Origin of the sequence: Neotamlana nanhaiensis (assembly GCF_000943555.1) — a bacterium.
In the GTDB taxonomy this organism is placed as follows: Bacteria; Bacteroidota; Bacteroidia; order Flavobacteriales; family Flavobacteriaceae; genus Neotamlana; species Neotamlana nanhaiensis.
Genome location: NZ_JTDV01000002.1, coordinates 153,216 through 170,622, shown reverse-complemented (window position 1 = coordinate 170,622; position 17,407 = coordinate 153,216). Strand labels below are relative to the sequence as shown.

Genomic DNA, 17,407 nt, shown 5'->3' with positions numbered 1-17,407 from the left:
CCGCTTAAACTGACAATATGCATCCTTTCAAACCAAAAAATTAAATTTTATTTACTAATACTTTTTTTTCAAAACTACTTTTAGGTGCTTCGCATAACGAACATTGATACGTTTCTGGTAAATTATCGAATGGTGTTTTTGGCGGAATATCTTGAGTAATATCGCCGTATTCGTCATTGTAAACCGTTAAACATTCGTTACATTGATAAACTTTTTCTTCGGTAGCTTCAGTAATAATATGTTCTGCTTCAGTGTCGTATTTTTCATTTCCTAATTCTTCAAAATACAACTTACTTAATTCCATTAGTAATCCTGGTAATTCCACCATATCAACATCTTGAACATGAACAATGTATTCACGTGTGTTGGGATCGAAATTCTTTGCATACAGCAAATTATAAGTATCTCGAATTATAAAGTCGCCAACAGATTCTGGCGCTTTATTTTTTTCAATTACAATAGATGTAAAATTATAAGTTGAACTATCGAAACTGGTAATTCCAAAAGTTAACCCGTATGTACTTATATCGTTTTGATCGAAATTGGTAACTAAGTATTTTTTAAGATTTAGCGCATCCTTATCATTTACAGGAATATGCCAATTCATCTCCAACATAGAATGGCGCACGTTTATACCAAAACGTCCTAATAATTTTTCCCAATCTAATTTCGATTCGGCAGGAATTCCTTTTACAATAAAGCTTTTCCAAGGTGTAATAGATATTTTACCAACTTTATTTTCGGCACAAATTTCGCAAAGTGCTTTTAAAAATTTAATATCGTAACGGTTGTTTCGCCAGTATAAACCTAACCAATACTTATCGCCAATGCGGTTCATGCCTTCGTAATACGGAAACGGGTAAAATGGTACTTCAAGCGGTTTATCTACGGTTCTATTATTAGTGTCAACAGCATCGCTAACTAATTGAAAAATGGTTTCAACATTTTCAGGATCTTCCTGAAGCACGTTTTCAATTGCCATTTCAATTTTATCCATATCCCAACTATAAATTAAAGCGGGATACATTTGTGTTTTTTTCCAGCCTGGTAATCGAACAAACAAATACCAATAATCTTCATGTTCTGAGGCTACAAAATTTACATTTCCTGTAAATAATGGCACCAAACGCTGCTTAGGATCGGTAACGTTTACACGCAATTTTAAATGGTGCTTAAACTGCTCAATAATGTATAAATATCTATCGCTGGTAAGCCATGAGGTGCTTGGTAAAATATCGGCCGATACGTATGATGATGATAAGTTTTCTACACCATCGCGCTTTGGTTTTACAAAGGTGATTTTATTGAATTCGCTAAACTTACTCTCATCGATTTCTTCGGGGAAAATAATATCTTGTCGCGAGCCAAACGAAATGGCATCTAACCCTAAATATTCGGCAGCTTCACAAATATATTTTAATTCCCCTGGCGATAAAACACCGCCGTTAATTCGCAGTCTATATGGCTCTGTCATCATGCTAATACTTTTGAGTTATTTAGAATTTCTCGTACTTCGGTTTTACAACTACCACAGCCTAAACCAGCTCCTGTAGAATTGCATAACTCGGTAAAATCGGCACATCCGCCACGAATAGCTTCTTCTATATTACCTACGCCAACTTGACTGCAAGAGCACACCAATTCGCCTTTTACAGGTTCGGTATTTGAGGCGCTTCGCAATAAGCTATCACGCTTTTCGGCCATTTCTATTTTACTTTCAATCATCGATTTAAATTCGGCAAATTCATTTTTGTCGCCCATTAAAACCGCACCAATAAGCAAATCATTTTTTACAATACATTTTTTATAATAACGCTTTTTTATATCGGTGAAAATAATTTCTTCATAGCTTTCATCGTTTTCGGGTACTTTAATATCTCCAATACTACACAAGTTTAGATCGTTGAATTTTAAAATATTCATAAGAACCGAACCATGGTAAGACGAGCCTAAATCGCCCGCAATATAATTGGCTAAAATATTGGCTTGCTCTTCGGCAGCCGAGGTAATTCCGAATAATTGGTTGTTATATTCAGCAATTTCACCAATGGCAAAAATATCGGGGTTTGACGATTGTAAATGCTCATTTACTTTAACGCCTCTTCCGCATAAAATACCATTTTCTCTAGCCATTTCAACATTTGGAATCGTCCCGATTGCATAAACAATGGCATTTGCTGTTAAAAACTTACCACTTTTTAAGGTGATGTTTAATTCGCCCGTATCTTCATCATCGAAAACCGTGCTTACTTCATTGTCAAAATAAATTTGAATACCACGTTCCTGCACATCGAGCGACAATAATTTACTGGAAATACTATCTAATTGACGCTCCATTAATCGGGAAGCACGTTGAATAATGGTTATTTTCGCATTTTTATGCTTCATTGCTGCAGCGAGCTCCAAACCAAGTAAACCGCCACCAACAATTACAACATGTTGCTCTTCTGGAGGTAATCCTGTGGCATCTAAATAAGCCTTAAAATCGTCAGCATCTTTTTTATTACGCATGGTAAATCGCCCAGGCAAATCTATTTGAACATCGCGAGGCACAAAGGCACGACTTCCTGTAGCTAAAATAAGTTTATCGAAACTATGTTTCTCGTGTTTGTTATCGATTACATATTTTTCTTTCTGATTTATTTCGACAATAAACGTTTCTGGATGCACGTTAATGTCGAGTTTTGAAAGTTCGAATTTCTTAATTTTAAGTAATTGTTCCCAACTTAACTCATCGGTAACATACTCGGGAAGTAATACTCGATTATAGAATAAATTTGGCTCTTTTGAGAACACATGTAATTCGTCTGCTTCATTTAATTCGCGATAATTTTGAACAAACCTAAAAGCTGCTGCTCCAGCACCAACAATTATAATTTTATCTTTTTGTTTTTTGTATTTGGCAACTTTAACACGGGTGTATTTAAAATCGGGCTCTTTCGATGTTGGATCTAAAACCGTATGTGTTAAATTATTTGCTCTGTTTAAGGTATTTTGCAACTGTTTGCCCCAATGCATAGGTAAAAATACAACGCCTTTGGCAATATTTTTAGTGACTTTAGCACGTACGCGAACTTCACCATTTTCGCTAGTAATTTGCGTTATATCGCCATCTTTTATATTGTTGAGATAAGCATCAACCGGATTAATTTCTAAAACAGGTTTTGGGTAATGCGTTTTTAATCGAGCTACCTTACCAGTTTTGGTCATGGTATGCCATTGGTCTCGCACACGCCCTGTGGTTAAAACTAAAGGAAAATCGTCGTTTGGTTTTACGGCGGTATTTTCAATAGAAGAAGGCACGTTAAAAATGGCCTTTTTTGATGGAGTATAAAATACTTTATCTTCAAACAAACGCGGTGTTCCAGCATGCCTGTATTCTGGCACAGGCCATTGAAATGTACCTTCGGTTTTTAAACGGTCGTAATTAAGAAACGACACATCAATATTAGTGCCTTTGGTCATGCTACAATACTCGTCGTAAATTTCTTCGGTACTGTTATAATTAAATCCTCTAAAGCCCATGCGCTGCGCAAAGTCGCAGAAAATTTCAACATCTGGTCGAGCCTCACCTGGCGCCTGAATTTCTTTTGGTAAATACGAAATACGACGCTCAGAGTTTGTCATGGTTCCTTCTTTTTCCAACCAACCTGCGGCGGGAAGTAATAAATCGGCATACTCGGTAGTATCGGATTTATGCGATATATCTTGTACCACCACAAACTTAGCGTTTGTCATGGCTTTTTCAATTTTATGTGAATTAGGTAGGCTTACCGACGGGTTTGTACAGGCAATCCAAATGGCTTTTAATTTACCCGATTCTAAAGCATCAAACATTTGGGTAGCGGTTAATCCAGGTTTAGGCGAAATCTCTTCAACACCCCAAAATTGCGCTACTTCGCGTCTGTGTTCGGCATTTGCTAAATCTTTATGAACCGCTAGTAAATTTGCCATACCGCCAACTTCGCGTCCGCCCATAGCGTTAGGTTGTCCTGTTAACGAAAAAGGACCTGCACCGGGTTTACCAACATTTCCTGTAATAAGCGAGAGGTTTAAAAGGGATACATTTTTATCGGTACCAATAACGCTTTGGTTTAAGCCCATGGCCCACATGCTAATAAAACCTTTTGAAAGCCCAATAATATCGGCAGCTTTACGAATTAATTTTTCTGGTACACCACACTGTTTTGCGGCTTGCTTTACCGATGTTTTAAAAATAAGCTCTTTATAGGCAGTAAAACCATCGGTATAGTTATTTATAAAATGCTCATCTATTAATCCGCGTTCGTAAATACAACGTGCAATGGCATTATACAGAATAATATCTGTTCCAGGGATAAGTTGTAAATGAAAATCGGCAAAGTTTGCAGAATCGGTTTTTCTAGGGTCTACAACTATAATTTTTACATTAGGATTTTCCTCTTTATGCTTTTCAATGCGTCTGAATAATATAGGATGACACCATGCAGGATTTGCACCTGTAATTAAAAAACAGTCTGCCAATTCTATGTCTTCGTACGAAATAGGTACGCTGTCTTCACCAAATGTTTTTTTATAACCAACCACTGCCGAACTCATGCATAAACGCGAGTTAGTATCGATGTTATTGGTTCCTAAAAAGCCTTTGGTTAATTTATTAGCGATGTAATATTCTTCGGTTAAACTTTGTCCAGATACATAAAATGCTACACTATCTGGACCGTATTTTTTAATCATGGTTTTAAATACGCTTGCAGCTCTATCGAGGGCATCATCCCAAGTAACACGCTCTCTTGGGTGCGATCTGCTCCAGCGCATTTCTGGATATAAAATTCTATCGGAAGTATCGTTGGCTACATAATGCAGATTCATACCTTTACTACATAGCATCCCTTTGTTTACAGGGTGATCTTTATCTCCTTCAACAAAAACCTTGTCGTTATTATCTTTTTTAATAACAATTCCGCAGCCTACACCGCAATACGAACATGTTGTTTTAATTTCTTTTTTTAACATAACGAAGGTTTTGAACTAATTTAAACTTTTATAACTTAAATTTAACCAAATACATATTAAGCTTGAGTTTAAACAAAAATAAGTATAAATACTTAATTTTAATAATAAAATCTACGTATTATATGATTTATACGATTTTGATAATTAGGAAATTTACTTTTTAAGAATATGCTAAAAAAAGAAGCGATTTATGCTTTAAAAAAACATAAATCGCTAAATATTAAGTCTGTAATATTTTAAAATAAGTCTAAAATTAATAAAAAGATTGCATCAATTTTTTTAAATTAAGATAGATATCCAGAGTAACCTAAGTTAGTTAAATAAGTTGGTATTCTTTAGCCTTATTGGTGAGTTCCATAAGGTTTTTAACTTCAAGTTTTTTCATAAGGTTAAACCGATGTACCTCGGCAGTACGCTTGCTTATTTCTAACTCTTTGGCAATATCCTTATTGTTTTTTAACTGTAAAACAAGCTCTAAAATTTGCCTTTCGCGTTTAGTAAGTTTAAACGGATCGTCTTCTTTTGAAATTTCTCGCTTTGGTACTTCTGGAGTCACATTACCATTAACAAAATTATTAAGCAATATTTCCGATACTTCACCTGTAAAATATTTACCTCCTGAAGCCACGGTGTTAAGCGCTTTTAAAAATTCGTCTTTACTCGCTCCTTTAAGCATATAACCATCGGCACCAGCTTGAATTGATTTAACTACGTATTCTTCGGAGTCGTGCATAGACAACACCAAGGCTTTAACATTAGGATGTGTTTGTTTAAGCTCGCCAACCACCTCGATGCCATTTTTATTTGGCATACGTATATCTACAATTAAAACATGAGGTTGCTCGTTATTAATAATTTCAATGGCTTCAGCACCATCGGAAGCTTCATTTACTACATTTATGCCTACTTGATCTTCTAAGAGCGCCTTTATGCCATCGCGTACTAATACGTGATCGTCGGCTAAAACAACATTAATAACATCCATAATTCTACTTAGTTTAAATGGTTGGTAAATTTACTAATTTTTCCGAATCTACTTGTTTTGGTAAAGGTATGTTTAAGGTTACACGTGTGCCTTTTCCTGCTTCGGACGACAAAAACAGACGTCCGTCAATATATTTTATGCGTTCTTTCATAAACGTCATTCCCATACCGCCATCGCCATTTTTTACTTTATCTACTTTGTTAGGGTTAAAACCTTTACCATTATCATCAATAACAATACTAAGTATATTTTCGCTATGCGACAGCGACACAATAATATACGATGAATCGGCATACTTAATAGCATTGTTAATAGCTTCTTGTACAATACGATAAATATTAATTTCGACTAAAGAATCTAATCGCTGATTAAAATTACTTTTATTAAAAAGCTGAATATTTTTATTGGTTAACTTAGTAAGTTCTTGTGTTAATTTTGTAATTGCGGGCACAATACCATGATCGGACAATTCTGGAGGTGTTAAATTAAAAGTTGCCGTACGTACACCTTTTATAATATTTAAAGCTAATTCTTTTAAGTATTCAATTTTTTGCGAAGCTTTTTCTGTGTCACTTAAATTTATACTTTCTAAATTATATTTTAACCCTGTAAGCATTTGCCCAATACCATCGTGAACGTCTTTAGCTATACGACTTTGCTCTTTTTCTTGATTTTCTATAATTTGACTTGAAATAATTTTTTGATGATTCATTTTTTCATCAAAACCTTGTTTTGTTAATCGTTCAATTTCAAGTTGTGCCTCTTTTCTATACGTAATATCGGAAGCGATTATAAGTAATTCTGATTTGTCTTCGGAAGGGTTAAAAGGAATAAAAGCCATTTCTAACCAAATATCTTTTTCATCTTTAGTTGTTGCTTTTACCTCGCCTTGCCAACCTATTTTTTTATGCTTAGTAATTATATTTTCAATTATTACTTGTTCGTTTTCATGGATGGAAAGAATTTCGGCAAAAGAACTTGACACGCTAAAACGAGATACTCTAAATAATTTTGAGAATTTTTTTCCCATATGCACAAGCGAGCCATTGGGAGTAATTCGAGCAAAAAGCAAGGTTTCGTCCATTGCATAATTTAGCGCACGCAGTTCTTTAATCGATTTTTCTTTGGCAAGACTAAGTTCATCCGCCTCAATAGCCATTTTTTTAGCTTTGCGTTCGGCACGAAGTAAATCGGATAATGTACCTCGAATATTTTTAGCTGTTGGCCAGAAAATAAATAAAAATTCTAGCAATAGCACTAACAGGGTAAAAATGGTAATAAAACTTTCTAATTGGCGCAACCAATTTACTTTTTTACTCGCCTCGACATCGTATTGGTTTACAATATCATCCATTAAAACCAAAAAATTACTTTCGGCGTTGGTAACCGTTTCAATAGCTGCTTCGTATTGGGTTAATGGTAAAGGCGGCGTGTTTTCTATTTTAGAAATAATACTTTTTGAAGCGTTGCTTATACTTAAAAAAACAGGATTTAATTTTTTGAATTTTTGCTGAATAGCTTTACTATTATCTCCGGGTAAACCCATACTATCGCTACCATTTTGCAAAGCATAATGCGAGGTTTCCCAAAGTAGCAAGGTTTGTTTTATTTGATTTTTAAGCTGAAGCTGTGCTTCTAAATTTTTAGCGGAAGATAACTTAACCACATCTTTAGTGAGTTTTTGGCTAAGCATTCGTTGGCGACCCGCAACGTTAATAATTGTAGAATCGCTTTCTTGTGTATTAAGATGCTTTCGTACTAAATACTGACTAACAATAATAGACAAAGCAATAACTGTAAGTGCAATAACATACAACCGACTTAACTTACCAAAGGTACGTTGGTCCAAGGTGTTGCTGTTATTATTCATACTTATTTGTTTTTATGATAATGCTTGTTTTATAAGCGCTAAACTTTTATCGGAATATTTTATTTTCAAAGCTTCTTCATGACCTTCATCAGACATTTTAACCCAAGTTTTTTGAAGAATATCAATAATTTTTTCGTCGGAATGCTTTTCGGCAAACTCATCGAAATAATAATCTAGAAAAACCAAACAAATAACATCTTCGAGTATTTGTGTTTCTTCGTTTTTCTTTATGAGTTTCTTCTTAATTAAATCGGTTACACGTTTTATAAACTCGTCGTTGAAACCTACGTCTTTTAAAATAGATTCGGTTAAATCGGCATGTAATTTTTTTAAAGACTCGCGCCATTTTAAATAACCTACACGATCCATTGGGTACTCGTCTCTATCAATTTTCCAACGGCAAATATGTTGTGCCCGCGCTGCTATTTGTAATGCTCTTGAAGCGTTTGGTTTAAATTGTAATAATTTTTGCGACATACGCTGCGAATACAATAACTCTTTTGGAAACTTAATGCCATGGGTTTCGTAAACGTTTATATCTTCGGCGTTTTTATTATCAATTAAAGCAATTGCGGTTTCAAATCTTGTAGGCTTCATGTGTTTTAAATATTAGTCTGCAAAGCCAATATACACATTTTCTTCTTCAATTTTTACAGGATAAGTTGCAATAGCTTCTAAATCGCCATTTAAATTTTCACCATTTTCCAACGAGAATGTTTTTTTATGTAACGGGCAAGCTACTTTTGGTGTGCCTTTATCGTCTCCAATCATACCGCGCGACAATACCATTTCCATTTTATGCGGACAAACATTTTGGCAGGCATACCATTTATTTAATCGAGCAAAATTAAAAACCGCAATTTGCTTATTTTTATACTTTACACAAGCGCCACCGTCGGCAGGAAAATCGCTAATTGATGCTGCTTTAAACCAAACCTTAACATCTTCTATTTTGGTTGCCGTGTATTTTTCTAAAACTTCTTCCATATTGTTTTTTTAAGGTTGTTAGCTTATTTCCAGGGTTCAGGCATTTTTTGTTCGCGCATTGGTACAAAAACTATATTATCGTCGTCGTCATTACTGTTTACAAAATGGCTAAATCGCTTCATCATTTCTGGGTCGTTAACAGCTTGTGTCCATTCACATTCAAACTTATTAACTAGGGTTTGCATTTCGGCTTCTAAATCTTTAGCAATTCCTAATTTATCATCAATAATAACTTCTTTTAAATAATCTAATCCGCCTTCTAATCGTTCTTGCCATGCGGCAGTACGCTGTAAAGGTTTGGCAGTTCGCATGTAAAACATTAAGTAACGATCGAGGTATTTAATTACGGTTTCGTTATCTATTTGTTCTGCAAATAATTCGGCATGACGTGGGTTTGCGCCACCATTACCACCAACATAAAGATTCCAACCGCCTTCAACAGCAATTAAACCAAAATCTTTACCACGAGCTTCGGCGCATTCGCGAATACAGCCCGAAACACCTCCTTTAATTTTATGAGGCGCACGAATACCACGGTAACGGTTTTCTAACTCAATACCAAAACTCACACTTTCGTCCATGCCGTAACGGCACCACGTAGAACCTACACAAGTTTTTACCGTACGCAACGATTTACCATAGGCATGACCACTCTCGAAACCATGAGCAATTAATTCTTTCCAAATTAATGGTAACTGATTTAATGTAGCACCAAATAAATCGATACGAACACCTCCCGTTATTTTTGTATATAAATTGTATTTTTTAGCAATTTCACCAAGAGCAATTAACTTGTCTGGTGTAATTTCGCCTCCTGGAACTCGCGGTACCACAGAATAGGTTCCGTTACGCTGAATGTTTGCTAAAAACCTATCGTTTGAATCTTGAATAGCGTATTCTTTATTAGCTGTATCGGCATGTATACTTGCCATTAACGATGCCACTACGGGTTTACATAGCTCACAACCATGACCACCATTTCCGTGACTGTCTAACACTTGGTTAAAAGTTGTATAGCCTTTTACCTGAATAATTTTATATAAATCTTGACGGTTGTAATCGAAATGTTCGCAAATAGAATCTTTAACCTCGATACCGAGCGATTTTAAAGTTGCTTCGGCAATATCTTTAACCATTGGTTTACAGCCACCACAACCAGTTCCTGCTTTTGTACACGACACAACATCAGCTAAATCTTTAGCTTCACCACTCTCAATAACACCACAAATTTGACCTTTTGTTACACTTTCGCACGAACATATTTGAGCTTCGTCTGGTAAATCCATAACATCGCCAAATGCTGCAGCACCATCGCTACTTGGTAAAATTAATTGCGCTGGCTCTTCTGGAATAGCCATACCATTCATATAAATTTGGTGTAGCATATTATAATCGGCCGCATCGCCAACTAAAATGCCACCAAGTAATTTTTTACGATCGTGACTTACATTAATACGTTTGTATAAAAACTTGGTTTTATCTTCATATATAATAGAATGGCCTTTTGATGCTGGCATAAATGGTTCGCCAAAACTAGCTACATCAACACCAATTAGTTTCAATTTGGTTGACATATCGATATCTTTTGGCATTTCAGCATCGGCTTCACCTAAAATTTGCTTCACCGCAATTTCTGCCATATCGTAACCAGGAGCTACCAAACCATAAATCATTTGATTTAACAAAGCCACTTCGCCAATAGCAAAAATATCTGGATCGGTAGTTTGCATTTTGTTGTTAACCAAAATACCACCACGTACGCCAACTTCTAAATCGCAAGTTTTGGCGAGTTCGTCTCGCGGGCGAATACCTGCTGAAACAATTAGCATGTCTACATCTAGCACATCGTCTTCGCCAAACTCCATCCCTATAATAGCTTCGTCGCCTAAAATTTGATTCGTAGCTTTACTTAAATGAATATTTAAACCAATAGATTCTAACTTTAATTGCAATACATTACTACTTCTAGAATCTAACTGTCGTGGCATTAACTTTGGTGCAAACTCTACGATATGTGGTTCTAAACCCATATCTAAAACTGCTTTACCAGCTTCTAAACCTAACAAACCACCACCTAAAACCGCAGCTTTAGCATCTGGCTTTATGGCTTTTAAGTTAGCTGCGTAAGCGAGCATGCCTTCTAAATCTTCAATAGTTCTGTACACAAATACACCTTCTTTTTCTACACCTTTAATTGGTGGTACAAAAGGAGACGATCCTGTGGCAAGTACTAAATAGTCGTAGGTAAAAGTTCTATCTTTTGATGTAGTAATAGTTTTAGACGAACGGTGTATATCTACCACACGTTCATTTGTAACTAAATCGATGTTATTTTCAGAATACCATTCGGCTGGAGCCATTTCTAGAGCTTTTGCATCTTGGTTTTCAAAATATTCACTTAAGTGAACGCGGTCGTATGCCGGACGTGGTTCTTCACCAAAAACGGTTAACTTAAATGAGGTATCAGTAGCTTTTTCTGCAAATTTTTCGCAGAATTTATAGCCTACCATACCGTTACCTACTACTATGATTTTTTTCATAACTACGTATTTTATAAAACAAATATAAGTAAAAACTACGTAATTATACTTAATTACGAATAAAGAAAATTCTAAATAGGCCTATTATTACGGATTTATCAAATTGAAATATAAAAAATTACGTATTGCATAAAATACATCCAATTTAAATACATAAACCTACAATAAGCTTAAGTAAAGCTAATTATTAAGAAGATAGATTTATAAACAGCACATTATAATATAGTAGTAATTACACCTTAATAGATTCTGGCTACTATATTAATAAGGTAATGGTATTTTACTCTCACTATATTAAAACACAATCATTAACCATTACGGCTATAATTAACCTAAATGTTTTAAACTTATATGTGTGCTGTTGTAACTATATAATATAACGTTTATTTAATACACAGTGTAAAAGTTAACCATTGAAAACATTTTAATAACGCAAAACTAAAACAACACCATTTTATAACTATTTTAAGTAAAATAGTTTTTCCGGATTTTTTTTGAATACTTAATCAATTAAAAAACAAATAAAAAAGGACTTAATTAATACGCTTATGCGTTATTGAAAATACTAAATAAAACAAAAAGTATTAACGTAATTTCACCAATACTGTACGTATTTTACACTTCTTTCTCTTAAAATCTTAAAAAACCGTTAATATAGTATTAGTTTCTGCTAATTATGATGATTACTCGAAACGATTATCATTATAATTTTACAAAAAAACAACCTTATTCTGGTACCGAGGTTAAAATTAACATAAAGAAACTAACTAATTTTCAACTATTTTCAACATGGCAACACACACAAAAAACCAAGTAAAATGTATTTACAAAGCTTAGAACAATTTAAGCCTAAAACATATTAAATAATTGTTACTGTAATTTTTCAATATTTTACTTTTAATTAGAGTTAAACCCAAAAAAAGCTATAACCGTTTTGTATATTTTTTTTAAATAATCGGGTTAAAAACTTCATATCAACTAAAAAGTGAAATAGTACAACTTTCTGTACTAAATTGACCTATTTACATCAAAAATAAGTTAGTTTAAAACAAAAAAAACAACTCATCAATCTTTTTATATGTTAAAAAAAACAAGTTTAATCAACATTGTTTCTTAGAATTATAAATCAATTTTAAGAACAATTCAACAAAAATGAATTATGAATAATACTAATTTATTCCAAATTTTTAAAACATCAATTTGTTTAAAACTAAAAACAAAGCTTTCCTTTGTCTTATTTTTAGTAGTAAGCATTGGGTTTGCACAACAAAAAATATCAGGTAATATAACCGACGCTAACGGCTTGCCTCTTCTGGGAGTTTCTATTTTAGAAAAGAACACAACAAACGGAACAACATCTGATTTCGATGGAAACTTTACAATTAACACAATAAACTCTGGTTCTGTTTTAGAATTCTCATACGTAGGCTTTAAAACTATAGAAATACAATTAAAAGATTCTGATACTAATTTAAAAATCACTTTAGAGGAGGATTTACAAAAACTATCTGAAGTTGTAGTAATTGGTTATGGAACACAAAAACGAGCAGATGTAACAAGTGCAGTTGCTACTGTAAAGTCTGAAAGCTTTGTTCAAGGTAACGTAAAAGACGCCGCTCAATTAATACAGGGTAAAGTTGCTGGTTTATCTGTTTCGGCACCTTCAGGTGATCCAACCACAGGCACTCAAATAAGCCTAAGAGGAACCTCTTCTATTTTAGGAGGAACTAACCCTTTAATTTTAGTAGATGGTGTACCTGGTAGCTTAAGCACAGTAGCTCCAGAAGATATTGAATCTATCGACGTGCTTAAAGATGGCTCTGCTACAGCAATTTACGGTACTCGAGGTACAAATGGTGTAATAATTATTACTACCAAATCTGGTAAAAACGACATGAAGTCTACAATAGAATACAACGGTTATGCATCGCTTACCACCATAGCTAATACCTTAGATTTTTTAGACGCAAACGAATTACGTCAAAAATATGATGAAGGTTATACTTTTAATGGTGCAAACGTTGAAGATTTTGGGGCTAGTACAGATTGGGTTGACGAAATAACAAGAGAAGCGTACAGTCAAGTACATAGTTTAATTTTTAGAGGCGGAAACTCTACATCTAACTTAACAGCATCTCTTAACTATAGAGACATCGAAGGTATATTCTTGAAATCTAACAACGAAAAATACACTTCAAGAATCAATGTTAACCATGCCATGTTCGATAATAAGCTTAAAGCGAATGTTGGTATTATTTTAAGCGAACAAACTTTTAACGCACTTGGAGATGGCAGCAGTTTCAACCCTTATATTTACAGACAAGCATTAATAAGAAACCCAACAGAACCAGTAAAAAATGATGATGGAAGCTGGTACGAAAGAGACGTTTATTTTTACGACAACCCAGTAGCTTATATTCAAGAAACGATTGGACAAAATAGATATAGAAACACGCGTTTCGATATGTCTTTGAGCTATGACATCTTGGATAATTTAACAGTAAAAGGACTTTACACAAGAAAAGGGAACTCTAATATTAGAGGATTTTACCAAACCAAAAATCATGTATCTACAGTAAAAAGTGGTCAAGATGGTTTTGCTTCGAGAGGAACAGACGATTATGTTGGTAATTATGGGCAATTCACAATAGATTATAAAGAATCGTTTGGAGCACATAAAGTAACAGGATTAGCTGGTTATAATTATGAAGATAATACAAATGAAGGTTTTTGGGTAAACAACCGTCGTTTCCCAACAGATGCTTTTACCTACAATAATATAGGCAGTGGCCAAGGCTTACAGCTAGGTGAAGCAGGTATGGGAAGTTATAAAAACTCAAATAAGCTTATAGCTTTCTTTGCTAGAGTAACTTACAACTATGACAATCGTTACCTATTTATGGCTAGTATGCGTAGAGAAGGATCTTCTAGATTTGGAGCAGACAACAAATGGGGAAATTTTCCAGGGGTTTCTCTAGGATGGCGTGTCGATCAAGAAGACTTTGCCGAAAATTGGGATTGGTTATCTAACTTAAAGCTAAGAACTGGTTTTGGTGTTACAGGTATTAACGCAGGAAACAATTATCAATCTTTAAGTGGTTTAACTTATGGGCAATACTTCCTTAATAACGGACAGTGGGTAAGACAATTAGTGCCTTCTAGAAACGCAAACCCAGACTTGAGATGGGAGAAAAAAGAAGAATTTAATGTTGGTTTAGATTTTGGTTTCTTTGATGGTAAAATTAATGGAGCAATAGATTACTATAACCGTACAACAAAAGATGCATTATTCAACTATAGCGTACCAACTCCTCCATATTTTTACGGAAGTATTGCTGCAAATGTAGCAGAAATCAAAAATTCAGGATTAGAATTTTTACTTAATATAACTCCTGTGCAAAATGAAAATTTCGAGTGGACTACTAATTTAACCTACTCTACAAATACCAATAAAATTGTATCACTTTCAAATGATGAATTCCAACTAACCAACGACTTCTTCGACCAAGGCTACACTGGGGAACCTATTCAAATTAGTACACATAGAGTTCAGGAAGGACAACCAATTGGTAACTTTTACGGCTTAAAAAGTGTAGATATTGATGATAACGGAATTTGGATTATCGAGCGACCAGACGGCACTTTAGTTTCTGCCACCGAAGCAACAACCGACGACAGACGAGTACTTGGAAATGGATTACCAAAAGCCTATTACAGCTGGAATAACACATTTAAATACAAAAATTTCGATTTAATGGTAAACCTACGTGGTGCTCTAGATTATCAAATACTAAATTTTTCTAGAATGTTTTACGAAAACCCTACCATTAGCTATAACACTTTAGACTCTGCCTACGACCAAGTTTACGGAAAGGCAGTATTAAACGATGTACAAAGATACGTAAGCTATTATGTTGAGGATGGTGATTTTTTAAAGATAGATAACGTAACATTAGGATACACATTACCTAAAAATATTTTAAAGTTTACTCAATCTTTTAGAATTTATGCTACTGGCTTAAACTTAGCAACTATAACTAGCTATAAAGGTATTGATCCCGAAGTTAATAGAGAAGGACTAGCACCAGGAAATGATGAGCGTGACAAATATCCATCTACAAGAACATTTTCACTAGGAGTTAACTTTACATTTTAAAAAATAGAATTATGAAAAGCAAAATAAAAACATTAAAATCTTTAAGGTTAATAGCTTCCGCTCTAACCTTAAGTATAGCCGTCGTAATTTCTGGATGCACCAATCTTGATGAAGAAGTATTTTCTGAAGTTACCGAATCTTCGTTTACACCTTCTGAAGCCGATATTATTTCTGTAATGGCTTCAGCCTACACACCTATGCGTTTTGTTATGGGATGGCAAGGATATTTCGATTTACAAGAAGAACCAGGCGACATGTTTATCACCCCAACACGCCCAAATGGGTGGGATGATGGTGGAACTTACAAAAGAATGCATTTTCACGAATGGACCGAAACCCAATGGCAACCTCGAAATACCTGGATAAATTGTTTTAATGGTATCAACAGTGCAAACCGAGTAATTTTACAAATTGAATTAGGCCAACTACCTGTTAGTGAAGAACAAGCAGCTGCTATAATTGCCGAAATGCGTGGTGTAAGAGCATTATATTATTCTATGCTTATAGATACTCATGGTAATGTACCTATAATAGCAAGTTATAGTGATGAATTACCTGTACAAAGTTCTCGTGCAGATGTTTATAATTTTATTGTTTCAGAATTAACTGAAGTGATACCAGATTTATCTGAAGTTGTTGATGTTTCGACATATGGTAGAATTACAAAATGGGCAGCATACCACATTTTAGCTAGAGTGTATTTAAATGCCGAAGTATACACTGGTACACCACAGTGGGCAAATGTAATTGACGCTTGTGATGAAATTATCAATAGTGATGCCTTTATTCTCTCTGAAAATTATTCTGACATCTTTTCTACAAACAACGAAACCAACCCTGAAATGGTTTTTGCCATTCCTTACGATCAAATTTTCGCAGGGCAATGGAATGCACATATGAAAATGCTATTACCGGACCACAGACTTGTTTTTGGAATGCAAGCACAACCTTGGGGTGGCTCAAGCTGCAACCCTCAATTTATTAATAGCTACAATCCAAACGACAAAAGATTATCTGACACCTGGTTAATGGGAGATCAATTAAGTGCAACCGACGGTAGTGTCGTAATGACCTTAATTAATGAAATGCCTAGCATTTACGATTGCGAATTCACTGAAGGATTTAGATGTGGTAAATATGAAATTGCACCAGAAGCCAACGGTTCACTAAGTGTAGATTTTCCATTTTTAAGATATACAGATGTACTTATGATGAAAGCAGAAGCACTTCTTAGAACCGACAAAAGTGAAGAAGCTGCTACTATTGTAACCCAAATAAGAATGAGATCTTTTGATGACGCTACAACTGCAACTGTAACTGGAGCAGAACTTATTGGTAACACCACAGTACAATACGGCACATTAGACGAAGAAGGTAATATAGATGATTTTGGTGATCAAACAACTGTTACTTACGGTCGCTTTTTAGACGAATTAGGATGGGAATTTGCTGCAGAAGCAAGAAGACGTTCTGACATGATTCGTTTTGGGGTATATCAAACAAAAAACTGGTATAATCACACACCAAAGGGAGATTATACTACATTATTCCCTATTGGCCTAGAGGAATTAAACACAAATTCTAATTTAGATCAAAATCCAGGCTATTAACTTTTCATTTGAAACTTTTATTTCCCTAATTATAAAGCCAGAAAGTATTAATACTTTCTGGATTTATAGTTTAATAAATCAACTAGCAACATAAATTCTACATACAATTAGGTATCATACCACATGCCTATCACCAATTTTTTAACAACAAAAACTCAAAATAAGTTAACATAATACAGGTTTATGTTAATAATACTTCAAATTTCAATAAATAAGACACTACATTTACAATACAAATAATCATTTACAGCTAGTTAAAAGCAC

General features: G+C 34.4%; 9 protein-coding genes. 2 read left to right on the top strand and 7 right to left on the bottom strand.

The window, feature by feature from the left end; genetic code table 11:
* Positions 1-40: 40 nt before the first annotated feature.
* The 7 genes from PK35_RS03910 to nirB form a co-directional block, all read right to left on the bottom strand.
* Positions 41-1,477, bottom strand: a complete 1,437-nt coding sequence (locus PK35_RS03910) for a rubredoxin (protein WP_044625385.1) — start codon at positions 1,475-1,477, stop codon at positions 41-43.
* Entirely contained in the window at positions 1,474-4,995 is a 3,522-nt protein-coding gene (locus PK35_RS03905) for a nitrate reductase (protein ID WP_044625384.1), read from the bottom strand. The genes PK35_RS03910 and PK35_RS03905 overlap by 4 nt, the downstream gene beginning before the upstream one ends.
* A 316-nt stretch (positions 4,996-5,311) precedes the next feature.
* Positions 5,312-5,980, bottom strand: a complete 669-nt coding sequence (locus tag PK35_RS03900) for a response regulator transcription factor (protein ID WP_202903810.1) — start codon at positions 5,978-5,980, stop codon at positions 5,312-5,314.
* A gap of 13 nt (positions 5,981-5,993) precedes the next feature.
* Entirely contained in the window at positions 5,994-7,850 is a 1,857-nt protein-coding gene (locus PK35_RS03895) for a sensor histidine kinase (RefSeq protein WP_044625382.1), read from the bottom strand.
* 12 nt (positions 7,851-7,862) lie between these two features.
* Positions 7,863-8,447, bottom strand: coding sequence for a DUF4202 domain-containing protein (locus tag PK35_RS03890; RefSeq protein ID WP_044625381.1), 585 nt, complete (start codon positions 8,445-8,447; stop codon positions 7,863-7,865).
* A gap of 12 nt (positions 8,448-8,459) precedes the next feature.
* Positions 8,460-8,837, bottom strand: coding sequence for a nitrite reductase small subunit NirD (nirD, locus tag PK35_RS03885; RefSeq protein ID WP_044625380.1), 378 nt, complete (start codon positions 8,835-8,837; stop codon positions 8,460-8,462).
* Positions 8,838-8,860: 23 nt separating this feature from the next.
* Positions 8,861-11,377 carry a nitrite reductase large subunit NirB gene (nirB, locus tag PK35_RS03880; protein WP_044625379.1) on the bottom strand — a complete coding sequence of 839 codons (2,517 nt, stop codon included), beginning with the start codon at positions 11,375-11,377 and terminating at the stop codon, positions 8,861-8,863.
* 1,159 nt (positions 11,378-12,536) lie between these two features.
* On the opposite strand from nirB, the gene PK35_RS03875 reads away from it, so the two are divergent.
* Positions 12,537-15,533, top strand: a complete 2,997-nt coding sequence (locus PK35_RS03875) for a SusC/RagA family TonB-linked outer membrane protein (protein WP_044625378.1) — start codon at positions 12,537-12,539, stop codon at positions 15,531-15,533.
* A gap of 11 nt (positions 15,534-15,544) precedes the next feature.
* Entirely contained in the window at positions 15,545-17,143 is a 1,599-nt protein-coding gene (locus tag PK35_RS03870; RefSeq protein ID WP_044625377.1) for a RagB/SusD family nutrient uptake outer membrane protein, read from the top strand.
* Positions 17,144-17,407 lie beyond the last annotated feature (264 nt).